The organism is Dyadobacter sp. (genome assembly GCF_039919315.1).
Taxonomy (GTDB): domain Bacteria; phylum Bacteroidota; class Bacteroidia; order Cytophagales; family Spirosomataceae; genus Dyadobacter.
In genome coordinates, this window is sequence record NZ_JBDSFX010000075.1 from 12,255 (window position 1) to 31,442 (window position 19,188).

Below are 19,188 nucleotides of genomic sequence, written 5' to 3' on the forward strand. Positions count from 1 at the left end.
TAAATCAGAAAAGTAGTTTCCTACCCGCCTCTGTTTTAGTTCATTAAAGAAAAAGACGAACGCTGACTAACCACTTTCCGAATATGCAAAAGTCCGTGCTATCCCGCGATTTCTACTCCTTCGCAGTGCTTTTTACCGCGCTCAGCATTACTGTAACTATTATTCAAAGTATTGCCGGTCTCACTCTCGGGGCCAGGGTATTGACGCTCGGATCATTTTATCCGTGGATAGTCCTTTGTGCATTCATCTTCATTATCACTTCATTCGCTTTGCTCCAATACTTCTGGTACAAATCGTATCGTACCGCATTTGTATTCGGGCTGATCTCCACCATAGTCAATTTGTGGATGTATATTTTGATTTATAATGTAATGATATATAGAGACTTACAAAAGATTTACATCGCCAGTGGTGTCATAGTGCTGAGTACCGGCACGTTGTACGGGCTCAGTTTGGTTTTCTCTAAAACGAACAAAAAGCCCTTGCTTAAATGGGCCGGCGTGGTATCTGCGATCATCGGGCCAATCATGATTGCGACGATGTTATGGAGTGTCAATGTACAGGACATCTCGTTGAAATTGCTACTGGAAAAGATCCACCGTTGGGCTTCTGTGGTAGGTATCCTGGCTTCTGTGCTGTTTTTGTTGAATTTGCGAAATGAGGCGAAATTGGTGACGGATACCGTCGAAAAGACGAAGCCCGTGGTTTGGCGGGAGCTTGCCAAAGTGCTGGCTATATTGGGCCTCCTATTTTTGGGAATGAAGTTCGCTGGTGAAGGTTTTCGGTCCGGGAGCCATAAGGCATACATACCCACCCCGCTGGAAAAGAAACAGGCAGAAGCGTTTGGCGCAAGAAATTATGTGAACGGCAGCGGTGACACGCTGCGATACCGACTGATCATGCCGATCAATTACGACGCTACAAAAAAATATCCGTTGATCGTATGCCTGCATCACGGAGGTGCCCACGGGACTGATAATGTGAGGCAGGTTGGCGCTGATCCCGCGCCGTTTTTGTCCAGCGATGAAAACCGAAAGAAATATCCCGCATTCATTTTTATGCCGCAATGTCCGGAAGGTTACGGTTTTGGCGGTATTGATGGGTATCCAACGATTGATACGCTCGTTTTTAGTACGATAAGGTCCATTGAAAAAGAGTATCTGATCGACTCGGAAAGACGCTACGTGATTGGTATTTCCGGAGGCGGCTATGGGTCCTGGCATTTTATCAGTACACACCCCGAAATGTTCGCCGCCGCCATACCCATTTGCGGTGGGGGTGACGCCAAATTCGGAAAAGCGCTGGTAAATATGCCGATATGGGCATTTCACGGTGCCCGCGACCGCCTTGCCCCTGTGAGCGGGACGCGCGCGATCATTGAAGCGATTAGAAAAGCTGGCGGTAATCCTAAGTATTCCGAATTCACCTACGCAGGCCACGACATCTGGAACGACGTCCGCGCCGAGCCGGGCTTAATGGACTGGCTATTCGCCCAGAAACGGAAACCCGAACCCCACCCCAAAAAGGCTTCCTTCATGTGAGAGTAATGGGACAAAATGATTATTTTCACATTCATTAACCCTCATGATATGACGTACAAAGCCTCCTGGGATAACGCTACCAAAATTATTACCGTCGCGATAACGGTGTTCTTCATCGCGATCATCATTGCTACGTTCATGGATGATGGCGGGAACAGCGTAGCTGGCCGTTATTTTATAGCGGTAATGATCGTTGCAATCTACGCGGTTTGTTATGCGCTTCGGCCAGTTCATTATATTGTGACAAAAGATAAGCTGATCATTCACAGGCCAGTGAGTGATGTGTCGCTGAGCCGTGAACAGATGGAAAGTGTAGAGCTGCTGGATGATAAAATGCTGAAATGGACTTTCCGGACTTTTGGAGTGGGAGGGTTGTTTGGCTACTTTGGCAAATTCGCCAACTCCAAACTCGGAAGCATGACCTGGTATGCTACGCGAAGAAGGAAGACGGTTTTGATCAAAACCAGCCAAGGTAAAAGTATCATCGTTACACCCGATGACGCCGATGATTTTGTGAATCAGTTCGAGGTTCACCACACCGCAATACCATAAACGCGGATCATTTAATATATTTGTCTTTCAGTTTGCTACAATGATATGGGAGAAGGCCAGACAGTTCATCTTGCCGATGATGACGAAGACGACAGAATGTTGATCAAGGACGCTTTGGAGCAGGCGAATCCAAATTTGACAGTGATTGAAGCAGAAGACGGAAAAGAACTCGTCGAAAACGTAAAAAACTCCGATGACCTTTCTGAAACCGTCGTGCTGCTCGATATGAATATGCCCAGAATGAACGGAATCGAGGCTATCAAGGAGATCAGGTCGGAACCGGAGCTTGCGGATCTTCCGGCAGTTATGCTGTCTACTTCCGATAATCCGGAACTCAAAAAGAAAGCCCTCGCTGCCGGGGCTAATGATTTTTTTGTAAAACCAAATAACTTCAAAGCACTGCTGGACATTGCCAGGAGAATTGTATCAAGGTTTTTAGGTCAAAAATAAACTGCGCCACCCTGATCACAACTTATTAAAGACCCAACTTCACAATGGTTCGTTTGGAGAAGTCGTAACTTAACTTGTACTTTGTATTTCAAAGTACTTTTTACTTTTGAATGGAATTCTCGAATGAAGCTGGATAATCAATTTACTTTAAGATTTAACAAACGTTATCTGATCCTCGCATTGGTGCTCTTTTTCACTGAGGTTATGATCGCATTGTTTGTGCACGATTCCTTCATTCGTCCCTGGGGAGGGGATTTTCTGGTCGTGATCCTGCTTTACTGCCTGCTGAGAGGTACTAGCTGTACTTCCGTACAAGTTGCAGCAGTAGTCGTTCTACTTTTTTCGTACCTGATTGAAACCTTACAGTTTTTTCAAATTGTTAAAATGCTGGGGCTGGAAACCAATGTGGCGGCTAGTATCGTATTGGGTACCCGTTTTTCCTGGTCGGACATAATCGCTTACACGTTGGGTATTGTATTTATTTTATTAATCGAAAATAGAGCGGCAAGCTTTCAGGAAATATGAAATGGTTTGTAAAAGAGGGTTCGATCGTGCGGGAGATTTGGGGAAAGGCGGACACGATTCTCTTTATTTTTGCCGGTGCGTCTGCGGAATTTGCCCTGAATAAATCGGTAGACTGGCTTTACTTTACTGGCAAGCTCCCCGCTGATCCGCTGGGAAGGTTGTTTTCAACGGTAGCGTACGCCCGGCAAATTGTGTTTTCGGAATACGACGCGGCAATGAAAGCCATTGACCAGATCACCGCCATTCACAAGGAGGTTGAGAACAAACGCGGTGCAAAAATTCCCGATTGGGCGTACCGCGATGTGTTATTCATGCTGGTTGACTACTCGATTCGCTCCTTTGAGTTATTGGAAAGAAAAATGACAGACGACGAAAAAGCGGAAGCTTTTGATGTTTTTTGTCAGGTCGGTGCGAGAATGCAGATACCCGGTCTGCCTGCCGATTATCCCAACTGGAAAAAAATGCGGGAGGAGCATTTGCTCGAAAATCTCGAAAAAAGTAATTTTTCCATCGACCTGTATAAACGATACCGAAAGCACCTGGGCTGGTGCAGATATATGTTGCTAGGCCAGGTACAGGCTCGCATTGCTCCTCAGCGAGTGAATGAGCAACTCGCACTCGGCCACGGCCCGGCCCTGGCTGTTATGCTGCCAACCTATAAATTGATGCGGATTTTCGGGGTACACCATTTGATGCGAAATCTGATCCTGCCTGAAAAGCATAAGGCCCAGGTAGTGAGCCTGGATTCGAAATAAACCAGTGCCCGATCGTCATTTCCCTGCCAATTTTTTGGAGAAAAATGGAAGCATCTTTTGCTCGATCCTTTCCCCGATTTTGTTCAAATGGTCGCCCTGATACTCTTCGTAGGAATGCTCGATTTTATAGTTATCCAGTGTTTGATGCAGTATTTTGATATTCGCTGCAATGGGTTGGTCGCGGTCCCCAGCGTCAAAAGCGATCCCTTTGAGTTGTTTGAGATTTGAAATGTACTGGTCAAGCGTCGCCAATCCGGAATTAGCCGCCCACTTTGTTTCAGTCATTTTTTGTAACTGGCCATTTTCTACGATCTGGTCTGTGTAAAAAGGTGGTTTCGTTGGATTAGGTGACCATGCAGCTGCGGACGCAATGGCAGCCTTTGTCCCAAAATCCGCCTTGTTGAAATCAGCAGGATCTTTCAGCGCTTCTATTTTTGCCAGGGATTCGGGCGAACGGTTACCACCCGGCGCCATACAGCACGGACTCAAAAGATAAAGGCTCGAAAAAACGTTTGGATATCGCTCACCAATGCGAATTGTTCCATAACCACCCATAGAATGACCGGCAAGGCCCCGGCTGGCAGCTTTCGCAATGGTACGGTAATGCTGATCAATATAGCTGACCAACTCTTTTGCGACATATTCTTCCCAGTTACCCACCGTCACCGAGTTGGAATAGAAGCTCCCGCCACTGCGCGTATAAGCATTGGGTGTTACGATGATCATTTCCTGCACCTGGCCGGCGGCAAAGACTTTATCTACGATCTGCGGCAAGTTGATCCAATGCTTCACAAGCCCATACCATTGCGCATCATTGTCGGTGAAGCCATGCAGCAGGTACACCACGGGATACCTGCGTTTTGAATCTTTTCTATAGCTAGGCGGCAGATATATGGATACATCGGGGTCGGCTGAATTTCCTTCCAGGTTACCTTCCAATCCTTTTCCGTGCACCTTAATACGTTCTACGGAGCCTTGCAGGGTAGTTTGGCCTGATACGATTTCCGGTATATGTACCGCAATAACAAGCGCAATGAGCAGGATGATTTTTTTCATTGTCGTTTAGGATTTGCTTCTTGGCAAGTTATCAAATAAGTCAGCGCGAAGCTCTGCCCCGCGCCAATTATTACAAAGTCCCGAACCGGAAATACATTTAGTAACTAAATCTCTGCGCCGCTGGCAATCCCGATACATGCCCCATTTTGCCCTGACGGTAATCCCGGTAAAGATCCTTGATTTTGTCCTGATCATCAGCGATAAATGGGCCGTAAGATATGATAGGGTCATTTTGCGGCTCTCCTGCGTACAAAATGACCCTGCCCCCAGCTTCTCCGCCTGTTAATACCAGGTCGGTTTGTGCGTCACCCACCGGCTGGTCCATCCAGCCCACCTGATTTGCTTGCAAGGCCCGGGCATCCTCACCCACCTTTACGCTGCCCTCGATCACATATAAAAATGCGTTGTAAGAACTGCCCAATTGCTGAACCGTTGTAGTCCCTGGCTGCAACTGAATGTCTGCAACAATGAGCGGGACGTAGTTTTGGACGGGAGACGTCAGTCCAGCAAAAGAGCCGCTGTACAGCCTGATCTTGAAGCCATTCTCCGACAAAAGGGGCGCATTTTCAAATGAGAGGTCCTGCACGCGCGGGGTGGTCCAGCGATCCGCCTTGGGGAGGTTCAGCCACATTTGCAGCAATCGCATTTTAGATTTACGCTCAATGGATTCCGTATGCACAATGCCGCTTCCGGCAGTCATCATTTGAAAATCTCCTTCTTTCATCCAATGTCCGGTATCGCCGATTTCTCCTTCCAATAGCAGGGATACTGTCTCAAATCCGGCATGCGGATGAGCCCCGCCAACGGGTTCATCATTCTTTTTATCAAGCACATCATCCATCAGTAAAATGAACGGATCGCTGTTAGTAAAGTCGGTCTGTATCACGGCACGGGCAGTGTGGTCAGGCCCAAGAAATCCTTGTTGGGCATCAGGAGTGTGAACGGTAACTATTTTTCTGGCAATAGGTTGGTTTTCCATGTTTCAAAGTATTATTCATTAAAATGCGATACCCGTTTGCTTTTAAGGATGGCCGCATGGGTAGAACAAAATATCCGGGCATGCAATCCATCGGCGGCACTATACATTTTGATAGTTACTGAGGTAATGCAAGATCAGTCAACTTTGTTGGAAATAAGAGAAATGTCAAGGACAGATCTGCCGGTTTGCAGGCACCTGGTGCAGCAGGCAGGCTGGAACCAGTCCGAGGCAGACTGGCTTCGAACCATGAAATTAGAACCAAACGGCTGCTTCATGGCAGAAAAAGAAGGAATTCCAGTTGCCACCGCTACGACCTGCTGTTTCGAAAAATGTGCATGGATAGCCATGGTACTGGTCGATACCGCATTCCGAAATCGGGGGATAGCCAAGCAAATGCTTCTGCACGCCATGGATTATCTGGAACGCAAAGGGGTGACCACGATCCGGCTGGATGCGACGGTATTGGGACAGGGATTGTATAAAAAATTAGGTTTCGAAGAGGAATATGAAGTGACCAGATTCGTGCGCGAGCCTGAATCTGGAAAAGCTACATCTTCATATTTTCAAAAGCCTATTGATGAGGAGGTAATGCGAGATATTATGAAACTTGATCGCCATGCAACCGGGGTTGACCGGGCAATGCTGCTCCATAGTGTGGTAGGGCAGGGGTCACCGTTTTTTTATCTTAACAATGGCAAGAAAATGGTCGAAGGTTACGCCTTCACCCGCGAAGGAGCGTCAGCCATTCAGATCGGACCGGCGATCGCGGCAAATGCGGATGCAGGTCGTCATATTCTGGATCAAATGGCTTCCCAGTTGCAGGGACGAAGGATTTTTGTAGATATTCCTTCACAAAATGTCCCCGCCGTGCACTGGGCGGAAGCAAATGATTTTGTGAAACAGCGCACATTTGTGAGAATGTGCCGCGGCGAACGCATCCAGGATATTGTCGAATTCATATGGGCAAGTTCGGGACCGGAAAAAGGATAAACGTGCGGTTACTCTGGCACGATTTTGTATTCCAATGGTTTCAAACAAAAACAAAAACCAAAATGAAATCATCAGCAAAAAATATCGAAGCAGAATATCCAGGTTTATTTGATGACGCCAATCTGTCTGCCGAACACACCAACCCATTCTCCAAAAACAATGCAAACAATGCATTGCAAAAAACAGGCAAAAGACCACGGATTATGAAGCCACTATATTCCGTGCGGTTGTAATGAGAATGTGCTAAAACTGGAAGGACGATTTTTACCGCCTCTTCCACAAGCGCTTCTTGGTTGTAGTTATCGCCAAAATCCCACCGGCATGGTAGGTACCTGCTGGCAGGGAATTGATAAAAGTGTCGAAGCAGGTATACAGTTCCAGCGTTGCTTTGAGCTCTTTCGTGAAATTATCAATGGCGGCTGCTTCCTTCAATGTGTATCTCGAAGTCGACGGTTCCCAATATGATTTGAAGGAATAAGTGGAAGGTGTAGCATATTCAATGATGTAAGACATGCCATCCGCACCAATTGGCCAACGTTTTATTTGCTCCTCGCTGGGTATGGTATCAATGGAAAGCTTTTTGGAAAGCTCGTAAACCTGCCGGGCAGTAGTCGGTTTGATAGCTGTTTTGTTAGAAAGCCATTTGTTCTGCACTTCCTTGCTTTGCTGGTCAGGATTTAGCGAAACTTTTTTGGTGAAGTTGTAAATCTTGCCTGAAAATGTTTCAAAATTTGTCGTACGGATCTCAATCGACTGAATCTCAGTCGAAATGCGCAGGATCAAACTGTCTCGGGATTGAGCAAGGTTGGATAACCCGATTTCAGCAAATTTTTCTGACTGATATTTATTCCAAAAAGAAGTATCTCCATTGGTATTTACCGGAATGGACATAATTTTCGGTTGTCCGGCGCAGAGGTGACCGAAAAGGGAAAGCAGGACGATGATTGACAACTTTTTTACCAAAACCGGAAATGTTGAATGTTCAAATTGAGAACTCAAATCACTAAGAAGCCGCCAACAAATTACGATAATCATACTTTTGATAATCTTTCGCCTTAGCCTTTTCTTTATTGATTTCGATGAGTTCATTTTTAACCTCTACTCTGAACCAATATTCCGGGTCAATATGTGAAAACGAGCTGAGCTTGAGAACAAGATCGGCATTCAATTTTCTTTCTCCAACGAGATATTTATGAAGGTTACTATCCTTCATTTCGAACAATTCCGCCAGCTTTTTTTGTGTCACGTTCAATGTATGGAGGTACATTTTTACGAAATCTATCAATCGCAGCATGTTAGCAGGATTTTCACTCTCAATGTAATCCTGCATTCGATACTGAATAGCCAGCAACTCGTTTCTCAGCCTCCTTTCCTCCGACTGCTTAGCCGATTCTGAAAGGACAAACTCTTTCAGACCAGCCTTTTTCTGGTCATTCCAAATGTCTTCTACTTCAATTTCATTGTTCGCTTTCTTCATTGTTCCAGGAATTTAATAATCAGTTTTTCGCCTGCTTATTACACTGACATTCATCTAAATTACCATTAACTAAGATATGGAAAATTATACAGATTGTATAACATCAAAAGATATTTTTCCCTCGCTTTTCCTCATCCTTAGCACTCGAAATGTACGAAAGAGCACTTTTGTTGAAGGAATGTCCGGTAACCCTTTTCAATCGGTTTGTTTAACCTTTTGATGCTTTTCCGCGATCTGGTCCTCTTATTCGAGCGGTTACAAAAAGCAAATTCATGAGCTAACGATGAGGAGGACGGCGCACCGTCCTCCTTTATGTTTCTGGAAGTCATAAAGCATCAACCGGAAACTGACGTCACTGTTCTAGCCATGCATCATTATCATTTCCAATATTATAGCCAAAGGGCAGCTCTCACCATGATGGCGGGTTGCCTGGTGGTATTTCTCGCGGCGGTCTTCATTGTAATGGGGCAGTCATTTTTTGAGAAGAACATTTTTGCCCTACTGCTCACAGTCGCTGCCCCGACTCTCCTTTTTTACGGTCAGCGCCACCGGGTAGTGAAAGAAGGCGAGGCTGAATTGGGCGATAACTTTGTCCGGATCGCCATTCAGGGCCGGGAAGAAAATGTTAACTTTTTTGACTTGAAATCATACCGGATAGACCATCACAACGGCGCAACGCTAACGCTGCATTTTCGCGACGGAAGAAGCAAGCTCAAAGTGGGCGCCAATGGCATTTACAGCGACCCGGGTGAATTCGAAAGGTTTTGTAACCATTTCGAACGGGTATTGATAGTCTATAACCGCGATGTGGCCAACAAAGTGGTGCGCAGAACTCCTTTTTTATTACATTCTTATATGCTGCTATGGCTGGTTGTACTTTCAGTGGCAGTGATTGCGGAATTTGTAGTGAGCATGGGCAATGGCAGAGTGCTTAAAGGCTCGTTTTACACGATGTTATTGACCGTACTAGGCTTCTGGTGGGCTCGCTATGCCGCAGGGGAAAAGGAAAAGCGCTATCGGCGAGCTGTTGATGAGCTCGATCCGGTACACCACTAGCGCAGAGGCTTCGCATACAGCCACGCCCAGCCAATTAATAAAAACTGCAACGGCAGACGAACGAGGGTCACGATAAAATATTTGTGACCTGAATGATAGTACTCAATAGACTGTGGAATGTGAAAAGCGAAGAAGTACACGATTAGCATCGCAATAATCAGCTTGGCAGATATTGGCCTGGTTTTGACTGGAATAAGCAACATTCCCAACACAATTTCTGCAACCCCGCTGACATAGATCAACAGCATGGGCACCGGTAACCACGGCGCCATCATGGCCCTGAACGGATCTGGCCTTACCAAATGCAAGATCCCGACAACAATGTAAATCGCGGCCATACTATAAAGGCCAATTTTTGCGGGGATCGTCATGATATTAGATTTCGATTGGGTTTAACGGACATTGTCGTAAATAAACCGTTATTTATATTAAAGTAAGAAAAGGCTTGTCAAAACACGAGAACTTATGAAAACAAATACCGGGGAAACTGGCAACGCCGTGATCGTTCCTACGCTGGCCGTCAACAACGGATCGAATGCTATTGCGTTTTATCAGCAAGCGTTTGGCGCTGTTGTTCTGATGTCCAATACAGATCCGGACGGGTCGTTGGTGGCCGAAATGACGCTGCGAGGGGCACGCTTCGTGGTCGCGGACGAGTCGGTAGAACATGGTAATCTGAGTCCGCAAAGCCTGAATGGTACTCCCGTCAGGATCGGCCTGGAAGTAACAGATCCTGATGAATTATTTGAGCGTGCCGTAACTGCTGGTGCAACGATCGTTTATCCCGTCGCCGACCAGGACTATGGATACCGGCTAGGACACCTCTCGGATCCATTCGGGCATCATTGGGAGATTTTCAAGCCAATTTTAAAGTTGGGGAACATGGGGAAGATTTGATTGGATCGGTGATCGTTTCGATCGCTAATTCATTTGGGAAAGACTCAGAAAATTAATGAGCTCCAAAGACCGGCATCACAGTAATTCAGTGATTTTAATGTTTTTGGAGCTCCATTTTTTTGCGTTTTTTTGTCGCAGCAGACCTGGAAGTTTTGCTGCGAAGCGCCGCCTTTACATATCTATCCAAAATAGGCAGTATCGATTTTTTCAGGTCGCCATATCTGGCCGGACCATTGCGTAACGCATTCCAAATAGGGATTTTCCACCTACCACCGCTATGCGCCATCGCGAACTCGACTGCGCTGTAATATATCCTGCCTTCGTGTAGGAACGATTTCATGAAGTAATTGATGAGTGAAATAAATTTCGCGATTGTTTTAATCGGTTTTACGAAAATCACATAACTTTAATTCAAATCCATCAACATTAATGAACGACTACTTCGACAGGCTTTTTCGCTTTAATAACTGGGCAAACCGCACGATTGGAGATTGTATGATCGACAACGGTATAGACGATCATGACTGCATTAGGCTAATGAGCCACCTGCAATTGGCCCAATCCAATTGGTATAAACGGATAGTAGGTCAGCAGGAAGATCAGCCGGTATGGCAGATCCTGGAACTTCCTCGGCTGCTCAGCGAGCTGGATAGTAATGGGCAACTTTGGCTGGAATACATTCAAAAGCTGCATTCCGGTAGTTTTGTCGAATGGCGGAATTACAACAATCTGGCCGGGCAACCACTGGGAAATAACGTTCAGGACTTGCTGGCACACGTTGTTAACCACGCCACTTATCATCGTGGTCAGATTGCGAGACGTATCCGGGAGCTGGGTTTCACGCCACCCACAACGGATTATGTGCTTTTTGCTAAGATTTTTCCGACTGAGCGGGCTAGTTAAAGTGACGATCTAACTGCCTGCAAGCGCGATTTTAATCTTGCAAACTTTTCAACCAGCCTGAATGGTCTACCGCTATAAATGACTCGTCGGCATGGTGTTGTGCGATGATTTGGTCACGCTTTTCCGACCATTCGGTTCCCATTGCATCAACTCGTTTTTTGAGCTTAGCCACATTAATATCCCGGCAAAAAACAGACGTGCCTGGCTGTTGTCTCCACGATTGAGCAATGGTACCCATGTCAAAGGTGTCAAAACCCAGTTCATCAATCAGCTGGGAAGCAATATCCTTTGCCTTGGCGTCATCACCCGAAACAGAAAGAGCTATGCGATCCTTTTCGCCCCTGGGCCTGCTAAAATCATTCAGACTTGTTGCGAAAATAGAATTGAATGCTTTAACAACTGGCACGCCGAGCTGCTCCTGAACCCATAAGCTATCAATGCCACTCTTTTCAAGTCCGGAAATGGTCCCATCGCGGAGTAGCGGGTAATAATTGCAGGTATCGATGATCACTACGTCTTTTGGAAGAGCGTGAAACAGATTTTTCGGAAGATCCGGTATGTTTTTCGTCGGGATCGAAACAATGATCACCTGCTTATTTTGAATAGCTTCTTCAACTGTAGCCGCCTCCGCTCCGGTTTCCGCTGCGAGCTGTTTTAAAGAAGCCGGGCCGCGGGAGTTGGCAATCGAAACACGGTGTCCCAGCTTAGTCAATTTAGCGGCCAGGCCGCTTCCTATCGCGCCTGAGCCAATGATCCCAATGTTCATAGATGGTTTAGATTTACTGAAAGCGTTAAGCTGATATTGTAAAAATGGAGTTCAATAAAAGAATTGTTCGGATATAATCTGGCCGTCTTTTACTTCATACAGCATGATCTGACTGATCTGAATTCTTCCAAATCCGTCCACAGTGAGGTCTTTTTCTCTGCCGACTGCAAAATGGTTACCGCTCACAAGGGGTTCGGATGTAAACAGTTTGTGTGCTGCTGTTATCCGTTTTACGAAATCTTCCCCTTTCCTGCGGACAGCGGATTTGCCTTCGGCATAGCCAAAATAGGGAGAGTTTGGAGGGTCAAGGCTCTTTACATCATCTGCAAAAAACTCGTCCTGAATTTCAAACCATTTCTCTTGCTGAGCAAGCTCATTGAACCGTGCAGCGACTTCATGTGTAGTCATTGTGTTGTTAGCTGTCATAAAAATCTGATTTTATTAGTTTGGTAATCTGTTGTTTAATAATGTTTCCAGTGTTTTCAGTTTCGATAGCCAGAACTGATCAAAGTAGGATATCCAGTTCTGCAACTCCTTAAATCCATCCTGTTTCAGCGTGCAATACCGTTCACGACCAATGTCCTCGATGGAGATAAACCCTGCATGGTGCAGGATTTTGACATGCTTTGAAACAGCCGGGCGGCTCATGTCGAAATTGTCAGCCAGGCTATTGATCGTTAAACTATCCTCAGAAAGGAGCATTAACATCTTCCTCCTGCTCGGATCCCCGATCACCTGGAATGCGTCAAGCGTTGGTGTTGCCATTGGGTGCAGCGTTTAAATGATTAGCGATCTTGTGCAAGTTTTTGAGCCAGCCGTCCATCAGACCATTGTAGAAGTTCAGATTTTCTTCTCTTTCGAAACCACTATGTTCGAGGAAAAGCTCAGTGCCTTTGTCAGTTGGCTGCAACTGCCACACCACCACCGAGTCGAGTGTGATCTCGCCATCACCTGGCCCGCTCCGCCATGAGTAAGAAAGCTTCCTGGCCGGATCGATCTCTAATACAGTGCAATGAAAAATCCCGTCGAAATTGAGGCTGGGAATAGGATTGGTCCTGAATTGAAAATCATGACCGAGGACAGGTTGAAAATTGTTTTTCATTAGCCACAAACCCATAAGTTCGGGTTTGGTGAGATATTCCCAAACCGTTTCGGGCGGATGCGGGAAGAAAAACTGGTGTTTGATTGTTTTTGTCATAATGAGTAACTTTTAGGTTACCCAAATGTATAGGTAACTTTTGAGTTACGCAATTTTTTTGCAAGAAATTTTAGATATCATTTAAAAAGGGGAGTGCCGGAAAAGTTTCTTAAAGACGCATTATTATGGAAAAACCGGCACAGATACATCCCGTGCCGGTTTTTGACTTACCGTTTTAAGTTATTAGGGCAAGTTCTTTCTATATATAAATCTCAACATTGCCTCAAAGATGTTTCCAAATCCAGGCAACGATCTCTTTGATTTTTTCCTCGAAGAGTTCTTCGGCGGCATTAAAAGGAGTACCATCAAAATAGCGTGCAGTTGTGCCGTCGCCGCACGGGCTTCCATGATCTTCGTCGATGGAATCACGCCAGCGCTCGGCGTGCGTCCGCCATTCCTCTTTGTCCACAAGTTCCGGTTCCGTAAACCAGACATTCCAGGAAAGCAGGTTGCCCGGCTGTAACATATTGCCAGAAGCCAGGTTAAAAACATCCATGATGAGCTGATTAAAGTCATCGACGAGCGTATTACCTGTTTTTTTGATCGGTCCGATTTCTACTTCTATATTGCCCACCGCCCATGCTTCGTCGTGAATCGCAAAGTCCGGACTTTTGAATAGGGTTGTCTGCCCGGTACGGACCGGGAAAATGGGTTGCAGCGGGTTTTGATTATGGTGGGTTGTGACGATAATCGCATTCGCTTTGTCGGCAGGGAAGGGGAGACCTGTATTTTTGAAAAGGTCCCACAAAAACTTAACTTTCAAATCTTGAAGGGCGCTTGGACTGAACCAGATTTTGCCTTCAACCGTCATGTCAGCAGCGAGTGTTTTGGTGGTTTCGTCTACCCAGCCCCGCTGTCCTGTAACGGAAACTTCTACATTCATGCAGCCTACATTCGGGTAGCAAACACCCTGCTGGGGACAGATAATGGAGTATATTCTTCCTTCATCTGTGTAACCGAGTCTGGAAATGTAAGGGGCGAACATTTGAAAACACCGCTTCGGGTCCGGCTGGCCTCTTTCTGTTTCCCAGCTGAACTCCGGCCATTTTACAGGCTGCTGGCGTTCCAGCAGATCAATGTTGTCCATGTTGCCGAGCATGGGCAACGATGTAAGGTTTGGGTCGGGATAGGCGAACGCAGGATCTGACTGTTCAAATCCGCCGATCCATCCCGGTACGCCGTCTAAATTCTCGTTGGTTATCATAAAATCTCACTTTATCTATTTAATTGATCTGTAAATCGCTATCGATCCTGCTTATGCCAAGCAGGAAAATATATTCAACCATTACCATTTTGAATGGCAGTGAGTCAAATACGCGGGTCACCCCAAAATAAGATCAGTGAGTTATCCAACAAAAAGCGGCGAACGGTTACAATATACTATCGGTTCGCTGGCAGGCGTATATTTGTTCGAAATACTTACCTGTTCCGATTTATACAATTTTAAGACCTGTCCGGGTGGGAATTTTGGGAATCTATTAGCCATGAAGTCGTAAACAATTAGTAATGAAAGCACTCACATTTTCAGCATTCGGCGGTTCGGATGTGCTTGAATACCAGGAAGTAAATGCCCCGGTACTGAAAAAAGGGAAGATACTGGTAGAGATGAAGAGCATTGGTCTCAACTTCGCGGATCTCATGCGCAGGAGCGGTGACTATCCTGTGAGAGGTCATGCGCCTTATATCAATGGTTATGAGGGGGCCGGAATTGTAAAAGATTCCAATCATCATCCGGAGTTCAAACCTGGCGACCGGGTTGCATTTGCGGATGTACCGTTTGCGAATGCGGAGCTGGTGGCGGTGCCCGTGGAGAATGCAGTTCCACTGCCTGACGAAATTAGCTTCGAAATCGCTGCCTCGGTCATGTTACAAGGGCTCACAGCGCATTACCTCACGGCGGACAGCCATCCAATAAAGCCCGGTGAGGTTGCACTTGTTCACGCCGCAGCGGGTGGCGTGGGGCAGTTGCTGACTCAGGTCTGTAAAATGCTTGGCGCCAATGTGATAGGCCTGGTATCATCCAAGGACAAGCAGGAAACAGCACTTTCATCAGGGGCAGATGCCGTCTTTTTATACGGTGACGATTGGAAAACCAAAGTCTTGGAAATGTACCCGGACGGGGTGGATGTGGTGTACGAAAGCATTGGCACTACCATGGCGACCAGCATTGCGGTAACAAAAGTGCTGGGCAATATAGTACTGTTTGGCCTGGCAGGCGGGAAGTTGGAACTGGGTGATCCATTAGGGATTATAGCCTATTCCAGAACGATTACGGGAGGCGACCTATGGGATTACCTCACATCAGGATCGGAACGGATCAGGAGGTCGGAGCAGCTTTTTGAATGGATCATTAGCAGAAAAATAAAAGTTTCCCCACCAACCATTTTCAAGCTTTCCGAAGGGAAAAGAGCACATGATCTGATGGAAGGAAGGAAGAGCACGGGGAAGATTTTGATGGAGCCATAAGGAACCAACCCGTTATCGTGGAGCGGGCAAAAACAAGCTTTGAACATCTTAATTTTTACGTCCGCCCGAGGTAGCATATATCAGCAGCCACAGGAGGTACAACAGCCCGAGTATATCAGGTATGGCCAGCAAACAATTTGCGAGTACATAAAAACCATTGCTTGCCAGCAGTGGACTTACCAGTAACATGGTGATCGGTAAACCTATAATAGGCACGGCTGCCTTGAAGAAAGCGGCTGGCGGACCGCCAGGTGTTGTGTACACGCTGTCGAGGAAATAGTAAAGGAGAGCTACCAATATACCGGCGCAGAAAATCCAAAGGATCCAAAAGAGTGTCATTAGGAAGGATTGTTGCTGAATAAGTAGCCAATGTAGCACATTGCGTGTGACGAAAAACATATATAGCCCGGGCGAAGCCGGAGAGACTTCGCCCGGGCTTTTTCAATCACGCCGTAAACGTAAATGCCTTTCTGAGCATCTCCAAACTCTTCGGTACCGAGGTTTTAGGGTCTTCTTTTCCCTCCATTTCCAGGGATACGAACCCTTTGTAATTGGCTTTCTGGAAGATCTTGCCGATGCGTTCGTAATCCATTTCTTTATTGTAAAATGTGCCGCCGCCGTAGTAGGTTTTGGCCTGTACGATCGTCGCGTAAGGTGCCAGTTTTTCCAGTCCGGCGTAAGGTTCTCCTACGAAATTCCCGGTATCTACATTCAAACCCATTGATGGTGAGCTTTTTAATGCATTGTACATTCGCAGCAGGTAGTCAATGTTGGATGATAATCCCCAGTGATTTTCAAGGGCCAGCACGACGCCTGCTTTTTCGGCATATTGCAAACATTCTCCCATACCGTCGATCGTCCATTTGATGCCGTCTTCGTCGGTGTAGCCTTCAATGGGCGGCTCAATGCCGTGGGTGTAGTAGTCTCCCTGCCGCTTGTTTTTGACTGTTCCCCATGAGCCGGTGTTCATGCGGACGCAGGGAATGCCCATTTGCACGGCCATGTTGATGCATTTGTACGTATGCTCAATGTCGGCCTTGCGTTTGGCGGCGTCCGGTTGCAGGAAGTTCTGGTGGATGGACAGCAAAGGCAGCGTCATGCCGTTATCGAATGCAATGCGTTTCAATTTGTTCTGGTAGGCCACCGTTTCCTCCTCCATCGAGCGGTGCAGGATCTCGACGCCGTCAAAACCAAGGCGTGCCGCGTCTTCGATCACGTTTTTGATCGGATATTTGGCGCCTTGCAACGGCCAGTACGAGTAAGTTGAAACGGCGATGGGTAGTCGCCTGGTGACAACTGCCGGTTTGTTGACAGGCTCCGCTGCATTGGCAAGCGAGCCGGTAAGCAATGCAGACCCGATCAATGTTGATTTTTTGAGCCAGTTCCTTCTTGAACCCGAGGTTTCAGGCGCATTAGAATTTTCCATCATAAAGTTAAGTGGTTAGCGATAGTTTTGGCAAAATAAGCTTTTCGCTTCGTTGTGACACTGTTTTCGCTATTTTTTCACTTTACATTAAATAAAAAATACAATAGATCATGCCCAGGTTGAAAGCCGCATGGCAGAAAATTGCTCCTAAAATAGAACCCGCGTACCTTTTGAAGATTAGAAATAACTGACTTACAATGAACATACCCAATATCCATATTAAAGTCGGAACTAATAGCAGTCGCCATTGATCATCAATAAACACAAGTCCAAAATGTGAGATATGTGTGAGTGCAAATGCAGAACTGTCCACCAATGAGGCTTTTTTATCCCCTATGGATTGGGCAAAGCTGGCATGAACAATTCCCCTGAAAAACAATTCTTCCCCGATTGGACTAAATATCATTCCGGTGATCGCCATGATGGTGAAAAGGATTTCTTTGTCCCGGGGACTTATTTTCGTTGGTATTTTGTAGGAGCGGCCAATGTATTGATACCAGTTTTCAAACGTGTTTCCATACAGGCCTTTTCCCAGCCAATGAAAAAGTAAACTGAATGCGAGCCCTGCAATAAAAGCTACAACAAGTGCCTGGTATTTTTTTGGTTTAATGATCCCGATCTCTCTTCTGCCCAATTTGGTCAGGAATACGAATGGCGCGATGGCAGAAACCAGCATGACAGCGCCAATCGATCCATAATTTCCGGAAGTGTTTGCATGAAGTACTAAAAGGAACCGGGGTACGCAAATGATAATGATCAGAAATAGGCCAAACTTCCAGTTGAAGTCAAATATTTTCTTCCATACAGGTCTGAGTTCGTCGTTGGTCATGGAGAGGGAATATCGTATGGAGTGTAGTTAAGCCAAATTTACAAGCATTGCTCCTATATGTAAAGCTTTTGTAAAGGGCCGAGATGATTTGGCGGTGAGATCCCGACACGAATTGATTTTCGATTGGCCTCATAGCCCCCCTTTATTGTCGCGAACCCCCGCAAATATTCTGCTGCGATGACAGTAGTTTTGTGTCAGGAATTAATTATCATTCAAAAAACAAAATGCACTTACAATGAGAAAGCTGGTTTTATTTGCGCACATGTCCCTGGACGGTTTTGCCGGTGACAAGAATGGTGGCCTTGCCTTTTTGACCTATGATGGTGAGCTGCAACAATTCGCGGCAGAATTGGTTAAAACAGTGGGTGCGCCTGTGTACGGCAAAAACACTTACCATTTAATGGAAGGCTACTGGCCTACCGTATTGAACGACCCGAATACAAGCGGGCAGACACTTGAACATGCACAATGGGTGCAGGAAATTCCCAAGATCGTTTTCTCGACGACATTGACGAGCGCAGATTGGAATAATACCACATTGATCAAAGACAACATTGTGGAAGAGGTGAACAAACTGAAACAGCAGCCGGGCAAAGACCTGGTGATATTCGGCAGCCCTGGTCTCGCCAAAAGTTTCATGAATCTCGGGCTGATAGACGAGTACAGGCTGACCCTACATCCCGTGATATTGGGAGAAGGAATCAGTTTGTTCGATGGCAATACGCAGCTAAGCAATTTGAAATTGCTGGAATCGAAAACGCTGGGTTCGGGTGTCGTTGCATTACATTACACGACGAAATGAACCGCTGACAGGCTCCAAGTTTAGTGAGCGCCTGAATTCCAGAGGTGATAGGAACCCGCAATTTTATATTTCGTATGAACGTACAAGAGCAAATCGAAGCGTATATTACTAGTCAGCCTGAACCAAAACGAAGCGACATGCAAGAGTTGCACCGCCTCATTCTAGGCGTAATGCCGGCATGTAAATTATGGTTCCTTGATGGTAAAAACAGTGAAAATAAAACTGTTTCTAATCCCAATATAGGATATGGACTGCATACCATGAAATATGCTGATGGCGCAACCAGGGCATTTTATCAAATCGGTATAAGTGCAAACAAAACCGGAATCTCTGTGTATATCTTTGGAATCAACGATAAGGCATACTTAAATCAAACCTATGGAAAAGAAATTGGGAAGGCGAGCGTAACCGGGTACTGCATTAAGTTCAAAACTTTAAAAGAAATAAACGTTGAAATACTTGAATCGGCTATGCGATATGGGGTTGAGATTTCACTCCATGCATAGCGCCACATTCAGTT

The 19,188-nt window shown here is 46.1% G+C and carries 26 protein-coding genes and 1 pseudogene; 13 read left to right on the top strand and 14 right to left on the bottom strand.

The window, feature by feature from the left end:
- Window positions 1–83: 83 nt before the first annotated feature.
- The 5 genes from ABIO93_RS20290 (at window position 84) to ABIO93_RS20310 (ending at window position 3,823) form a co-directional block, all read left to right on the top strand.
- Window positions 84–1,541, top strand: a complete 1,458-nt coding sequence (locus ABIO93_RS20290) for a phospholipase (protein ID WP_348071002.1) — start codon at window positions 84–86, stop codon at window positions 1,539–1,541.
- A gap of 48 nt (window positions 1,542–1,589) precedes the next feature.
- On the top strand, window positions 1,590–2,093 hold the full coding sequence (locus ABIO93_RS20295) for a PH domain-containing protein (protein ID WP_348071004.1): 504 nt from the start codon (window positions 1,590–1,592) through the stop codon (window positions 2,091–2,093).
- Between the two features lie 45 nt (window positions 2,094–2,138).
- On the top strand, window positions 2,139–2,543 hold the full coding sequence (locus tag ABIO93_RS20300; RefSeq protein WP_348071006.1) for a response regulator: 405 nt from the start codon (window positions 2,139–2,141) through the stop codon (window positions 2,541–2,543).
- A gap of 123 nt (window positions 2,544–2,666) precedes the next feature.
- On the top strand, window positions 2,667–3,068 hold the full coding sequence (locus ABIO93_RS20305; RefSeq protein ID WP_348071008.1) for a DUF2809 domain-containing protein: 402 nt from the start codon (window positions 2,667–2,669) through the stop codon (window positions 3,066–3,068).
- The gene (locus ABIO93_RS20310) at window positions 3,065–3,823 is read left to right on the top strand and encodes an oxygenase MpaB family protein (RefSeq protein ID WP_348071010.1); all 759 of its coding nucleotides are present in this window, start codon (window positions 3,065–3,067) and stop codon (window positions 3,821–3,823) included. The genes ABIO93_RS20305 and ABIO93_RS20310 overlap by 4 nt, the downstream gene beginning before the upstream one ends.
- Before the next feature lie 15 nt (window positions 3,824–3,838).
- Here the strand turns inward: ABIO93_RS20310 and ABIO93_RS20315 are convergent, their stop codons facing one another.
- Together ABIO93_RS20315 and ABIO93_RS20320 are read right to left on the bottom strand one after the other, a co-directional pair.
- A complete protein-coding gene (locus tag ABIO93_RS20315; protein ID WP_348071012.1) occupies window positions 3,839–4,879 on the bottom strand; it encodes an alpha/beta hydrolase-fold protein in 1,041 nt (346 codons plus the stop codon).
- Between the two features lie 97 nt (window positions 4,880–4,976).
- Window positions 4,977–5,858 carry a pirin-like C-terminal cupin domain-containing protein gene (locus tag ABIO93_RS20320; RefSeq protein WP_348071014.1) on the bottom strand — a complete coding sequence of 294 codons (882 nt, stop codon included), beginning with the start codon at window positions 5,856–5,858 and terminating at the stop codon, window positions 4,977–4,979.
- Window positions 5,859–6,020: 162 nt separating this feature from the next.
- Between ABIO93_RS20320 and ABIO93_RS20325 the strand changes: the two genes are divergently transcribed.
- Both ABIO93_RS20325 and ABIO93_RS20330 read left to right on the top strand, forming a co-directional pair.
- Window positions 6,021–6,848, top strand: coding sequence for a GNAT family N-acetyltransferase (locus tag ABIO93_RS20325; RefSeq protein WP_348071015.1), 828 nt, complete (start codon window positions 6,021–6,023; stop codon window positions 6,846–6,848).
- Between the two features lie 62 nt (window positions 6,849–6,910).
- Window positions 6,911–7,081, top strand: coding sequence for a hypothetical protein (locus ABIO93_RS20330; protein WP_348071017.1), 171 nt, complete (start codon window positions 6,911–6,913; stop codon window positions 7,079–7,081).
- Between the two features lie 31 nt (window positions 7,082–7,112).
- Here the strand turns inward: ABIO93_RS20330 and ABIO93_RS20335 are convergent, their stop codons facing one another.
- Both ABIO93_RS20335 and ABIO93_RS20340 read right to left on the bottom strand, forming a co-directional pair.
- On the bottom strand, window positions 7,113–7,739 hold the full coding sequence (locus ABIO93_RS20335; protein WP_348071019.1) for a hypothetical protein: 627 nt from the start codon (window positions 7,737–7,739) through the stop codon (window positions 7,113–7,115).
- Window positions 7,740–7,851: 112 nt separating this feature from the next.
- Window positions 7,852–8,325, bottom strand: a complete 474-nt coding sequence (locus ABIO93_RS20340; RefSeq protein WP_348071021.1) for a hypothetical protein — start codon at window positions 8,323–8,325, stop codon at window positions 7,852–7,854.
- Between the two features lie 366 nt (window positions 8,326–8,691).
- Between ABIO93_RS20340 and ABIO93_RS20345 the strand changes: the two genes are divergently transcribed.
- Window positions 8,692–9,381 carry a hypothetical protein gene (locus ABIO93_RS20345; protein ID WP_348071023.1) on the top strand — a complete coding sequence of 230 codons (690 nt, stop codon included), beginning with the start codon at window positions 8,692–8,694 and terminating at the stop codon, window positions 9,379–9,381.
- Here the strand turns inward: ABIO93_RS20345 and ABIO93_RS20350 are convergent.
- A complete protein-coding gene (locus tag ABIO93_RS20350; RefSeq protein WP_348071025.1) occupies window positions 9,378–9,752 on the bottom strand; it encodes a DoxX family protein in 375 nt (124 codons plus the stop codon). The two genes, ABIO93_RS20345 and ABIO93_RS20350, sit on opposite strands and share 4 nt — an antisense overlap.
- A gap of 94 nt (window positions 9,753–9,846) precedes the next feature.
- Between ABIO93_RS20350 and ABIO93_RS20355 the strand changes: the two genes are divergently transcribed.
- The gene (locus ABIO93_RS20355) at window positions 9,847–10,278 is read left to right on the top strand and encodes a VOC family protein (RefSeq protein ID WP_348071027.1); all 432 of its coding nucleotides are present in this window, start codon (window positions 9,847–9,849) and stop codon (window positions 10,276–10,278) included.
- A 94-nt stretch (window positions 10,279–10,372) separates the two neighbouring features.
- On the opposite strand, the gene ABIO93_RS20360 is transcribed toward ABIO93_RS20355, so the two are convergent.
- Window positions 10,373–10,618, bottom strand: coding sequence for a hypothetical protein (locus ABIO93_RS20360; protein WP_348071029.1), 246 nt, complete (start codon window positions 10,616–10,618; stop codon window positions 10,373–10,375).
- 89 nt (window positions 10,619–10,707) lie between these two features.
- Between ABIO93_RS20360 and ABIO93_RS20365 the strand changes: the two genes are divergently transcribed.
- Window positions 10,708–11,181, top strand: a complete 474-nt coding sequence (locus ABIO93_RS20365; protein ID WP_348071031.1) for a DinB family protein — start codon at window positions 10,708–10,710, stop codon at window positions 11,179–11,181.
- Between the two features lie 31 nt (window positions 11,182–11,212).
- Here the strand turns inward: ABIO93_RS20365 and ABIO93_RS20370 are convergent.
- The 5 genes and pseudogenes from ABIO93_RS20370 to ABIO93_RS20390 all read right to left on the bottom strand — a co-directional run.
- Window positions 11,213–11,953, bottom strand: a pseudogene (locus tag ABIO93_RS20370) (NAD(P)-binding domain-containing protein); the annotation flags it as partial.
- Between the two features lie 45 nt (window positions 11,954–11,998).
- Window positions 11,999–12,373 (bottom strand): SnoaL-like domain-containing protein, encoded by a 375-nt coding sequence (locus tag ABIO93_RS20375; protein WP_348071033.1) that lies wholly within the window; start codon window positions 12,371–12,373, stop codon window positions 11,999–12,001.
- Between the two features lie 15 nt (window positions 12,374–12,388).
- Window positions 12,389–12,712, bottom strand: a complete 324-nt coding sequence (locus tag ABIO93_RS20380; RefSeq protein WP_348071035.1) for a metalloregulator ArsR/SmtB family transcription factor — start codon at window positions 12,710–12,712, stop codon at window positions 12,389–12,391.
- The gene (locus ABIO93_RS20385) at window positions 12,693–13,145 is read right to left on the bottom strand and encodes an SRPBCC domain-containing protein (RefSeq protein WP_348071037.1); all 453 of its coding nucleotides are present in this window, start codon (window positions 13,143–13,145) and stop codon (window positions 12,693–12,695) included. Before ABIO93_RS20385 ends, ABIO93_RS20380 begins: the two co-directional genes overlap by 20 nt.
- A gap of 223 nt (window positions 13,146–13,368) precedes the next feature.
- On the bottom strand, window positions 13,369–14,349 hold the full coding sequence (locus ABIO93_RS20390) for a hypothetical protein (RefSeq protein ID WP_348071039.1): 981 nt from the start codon (window positions 14,347–14,349) through the stop codon (window positions 13,369–13,371).
- Window positions 14,350–14,651: 302 nt separating this feature from the next.
- Here ABIO93_RS20390 and ABIO93_RS20395 point away from each other — a divergent pair, with 302 nt between their 5' ends.
- Entirely contained in the window at window positions 14,652–15,611 is a 960-nt protein-coding gene (locus tag ABIO93_RS20395; RefSeq protein WP_348071041.1) for a quinone oxidoreductase, read from the top strand.
- Between the two features lie 48 nt (window positions 15,612–15,659).
- Here the strand turns inward: ABIO93_RS20395 and ABIO93_RS20400 are convergent, their stop codons facing one another.
- The 3 genes from ABIO93_RS20400 to ABIO93_RS20410 all read right to left on the bottom strand — a co-directional run bounded on the left by ABIO93_RS20400 (window position 15,660) and on the right by ABIO93_RS20410 (window position 17,866).
- On the bottom strand, window positions 15,660–15,950 hold the full coding sequence (locus tag ABIO93_RS20400; RefSeq protein ID WP_348071043.1) for a hypothetical protein: 291 nt from the start codon (window positions 15,948–15,950) through the stop codon (window positions 15,660–15,662).
- Between the two features lie 106 nt (window positions 15,951–16,056).
- Window positions 16,057–17,040: a sugar phosphate isomerase/epimerase family protein gene (locus ABIO93_RS20405; protein WP_348071045.1), complete on the bottom strand. Its 984-nt coding sequence runs from the start codon at window positions 17,038–17,040 to the stop codon at window positions 16,057–16,059.
- A gap of 79 nt (window positions 17,041–17,119) precedes the next feature.
- Window positions 17,120–17,866: a type II CAAX endopeptidase family protein gene (locus ABIO93_RS20410; protein ID WP_348071047.1), complete on the bottom strand. Its 747-nt coding sequence runs from the start codon at window positions 17,864–17,866 to the stop codon at window positions 17,120–17,122.
- A 235-nt stretch (window positions 17,867–18,101) separates the two neighbouring features.
- Between ABIO93_RS20410 and ABIO93_RS20415 the strand changes: the two genes are divergently transcribed.
- Together ABIO93_RS20415 and ABIO93_RS20420 are read left to right on the top strand one after the other, a co-directional pair.
- On the top strand, window positions 18,102–18,668 hold the full coding sequence (locus tag ABIO93_RS20415) for a dihydrofolate reductase family protein (protein ID WP_348071049.1): 567 nt from the start codon (window positions 18,102–18,104) through the stop codon (window positions 18,666–18,668).
- Window positions 18,669–18,742: 74 nt separating this feature from the next.
- Entirely contained in the window at window positions 18,743–19,174 is a 432-nt protein-coding gene (locus tag ABIO93_RS20420; protein WP_348071051.1) for a DUF1801 domain-containing protein, read from the top strand.
- Window positions 19,175–19,188 lie beyond the last annotated feature (14 nt).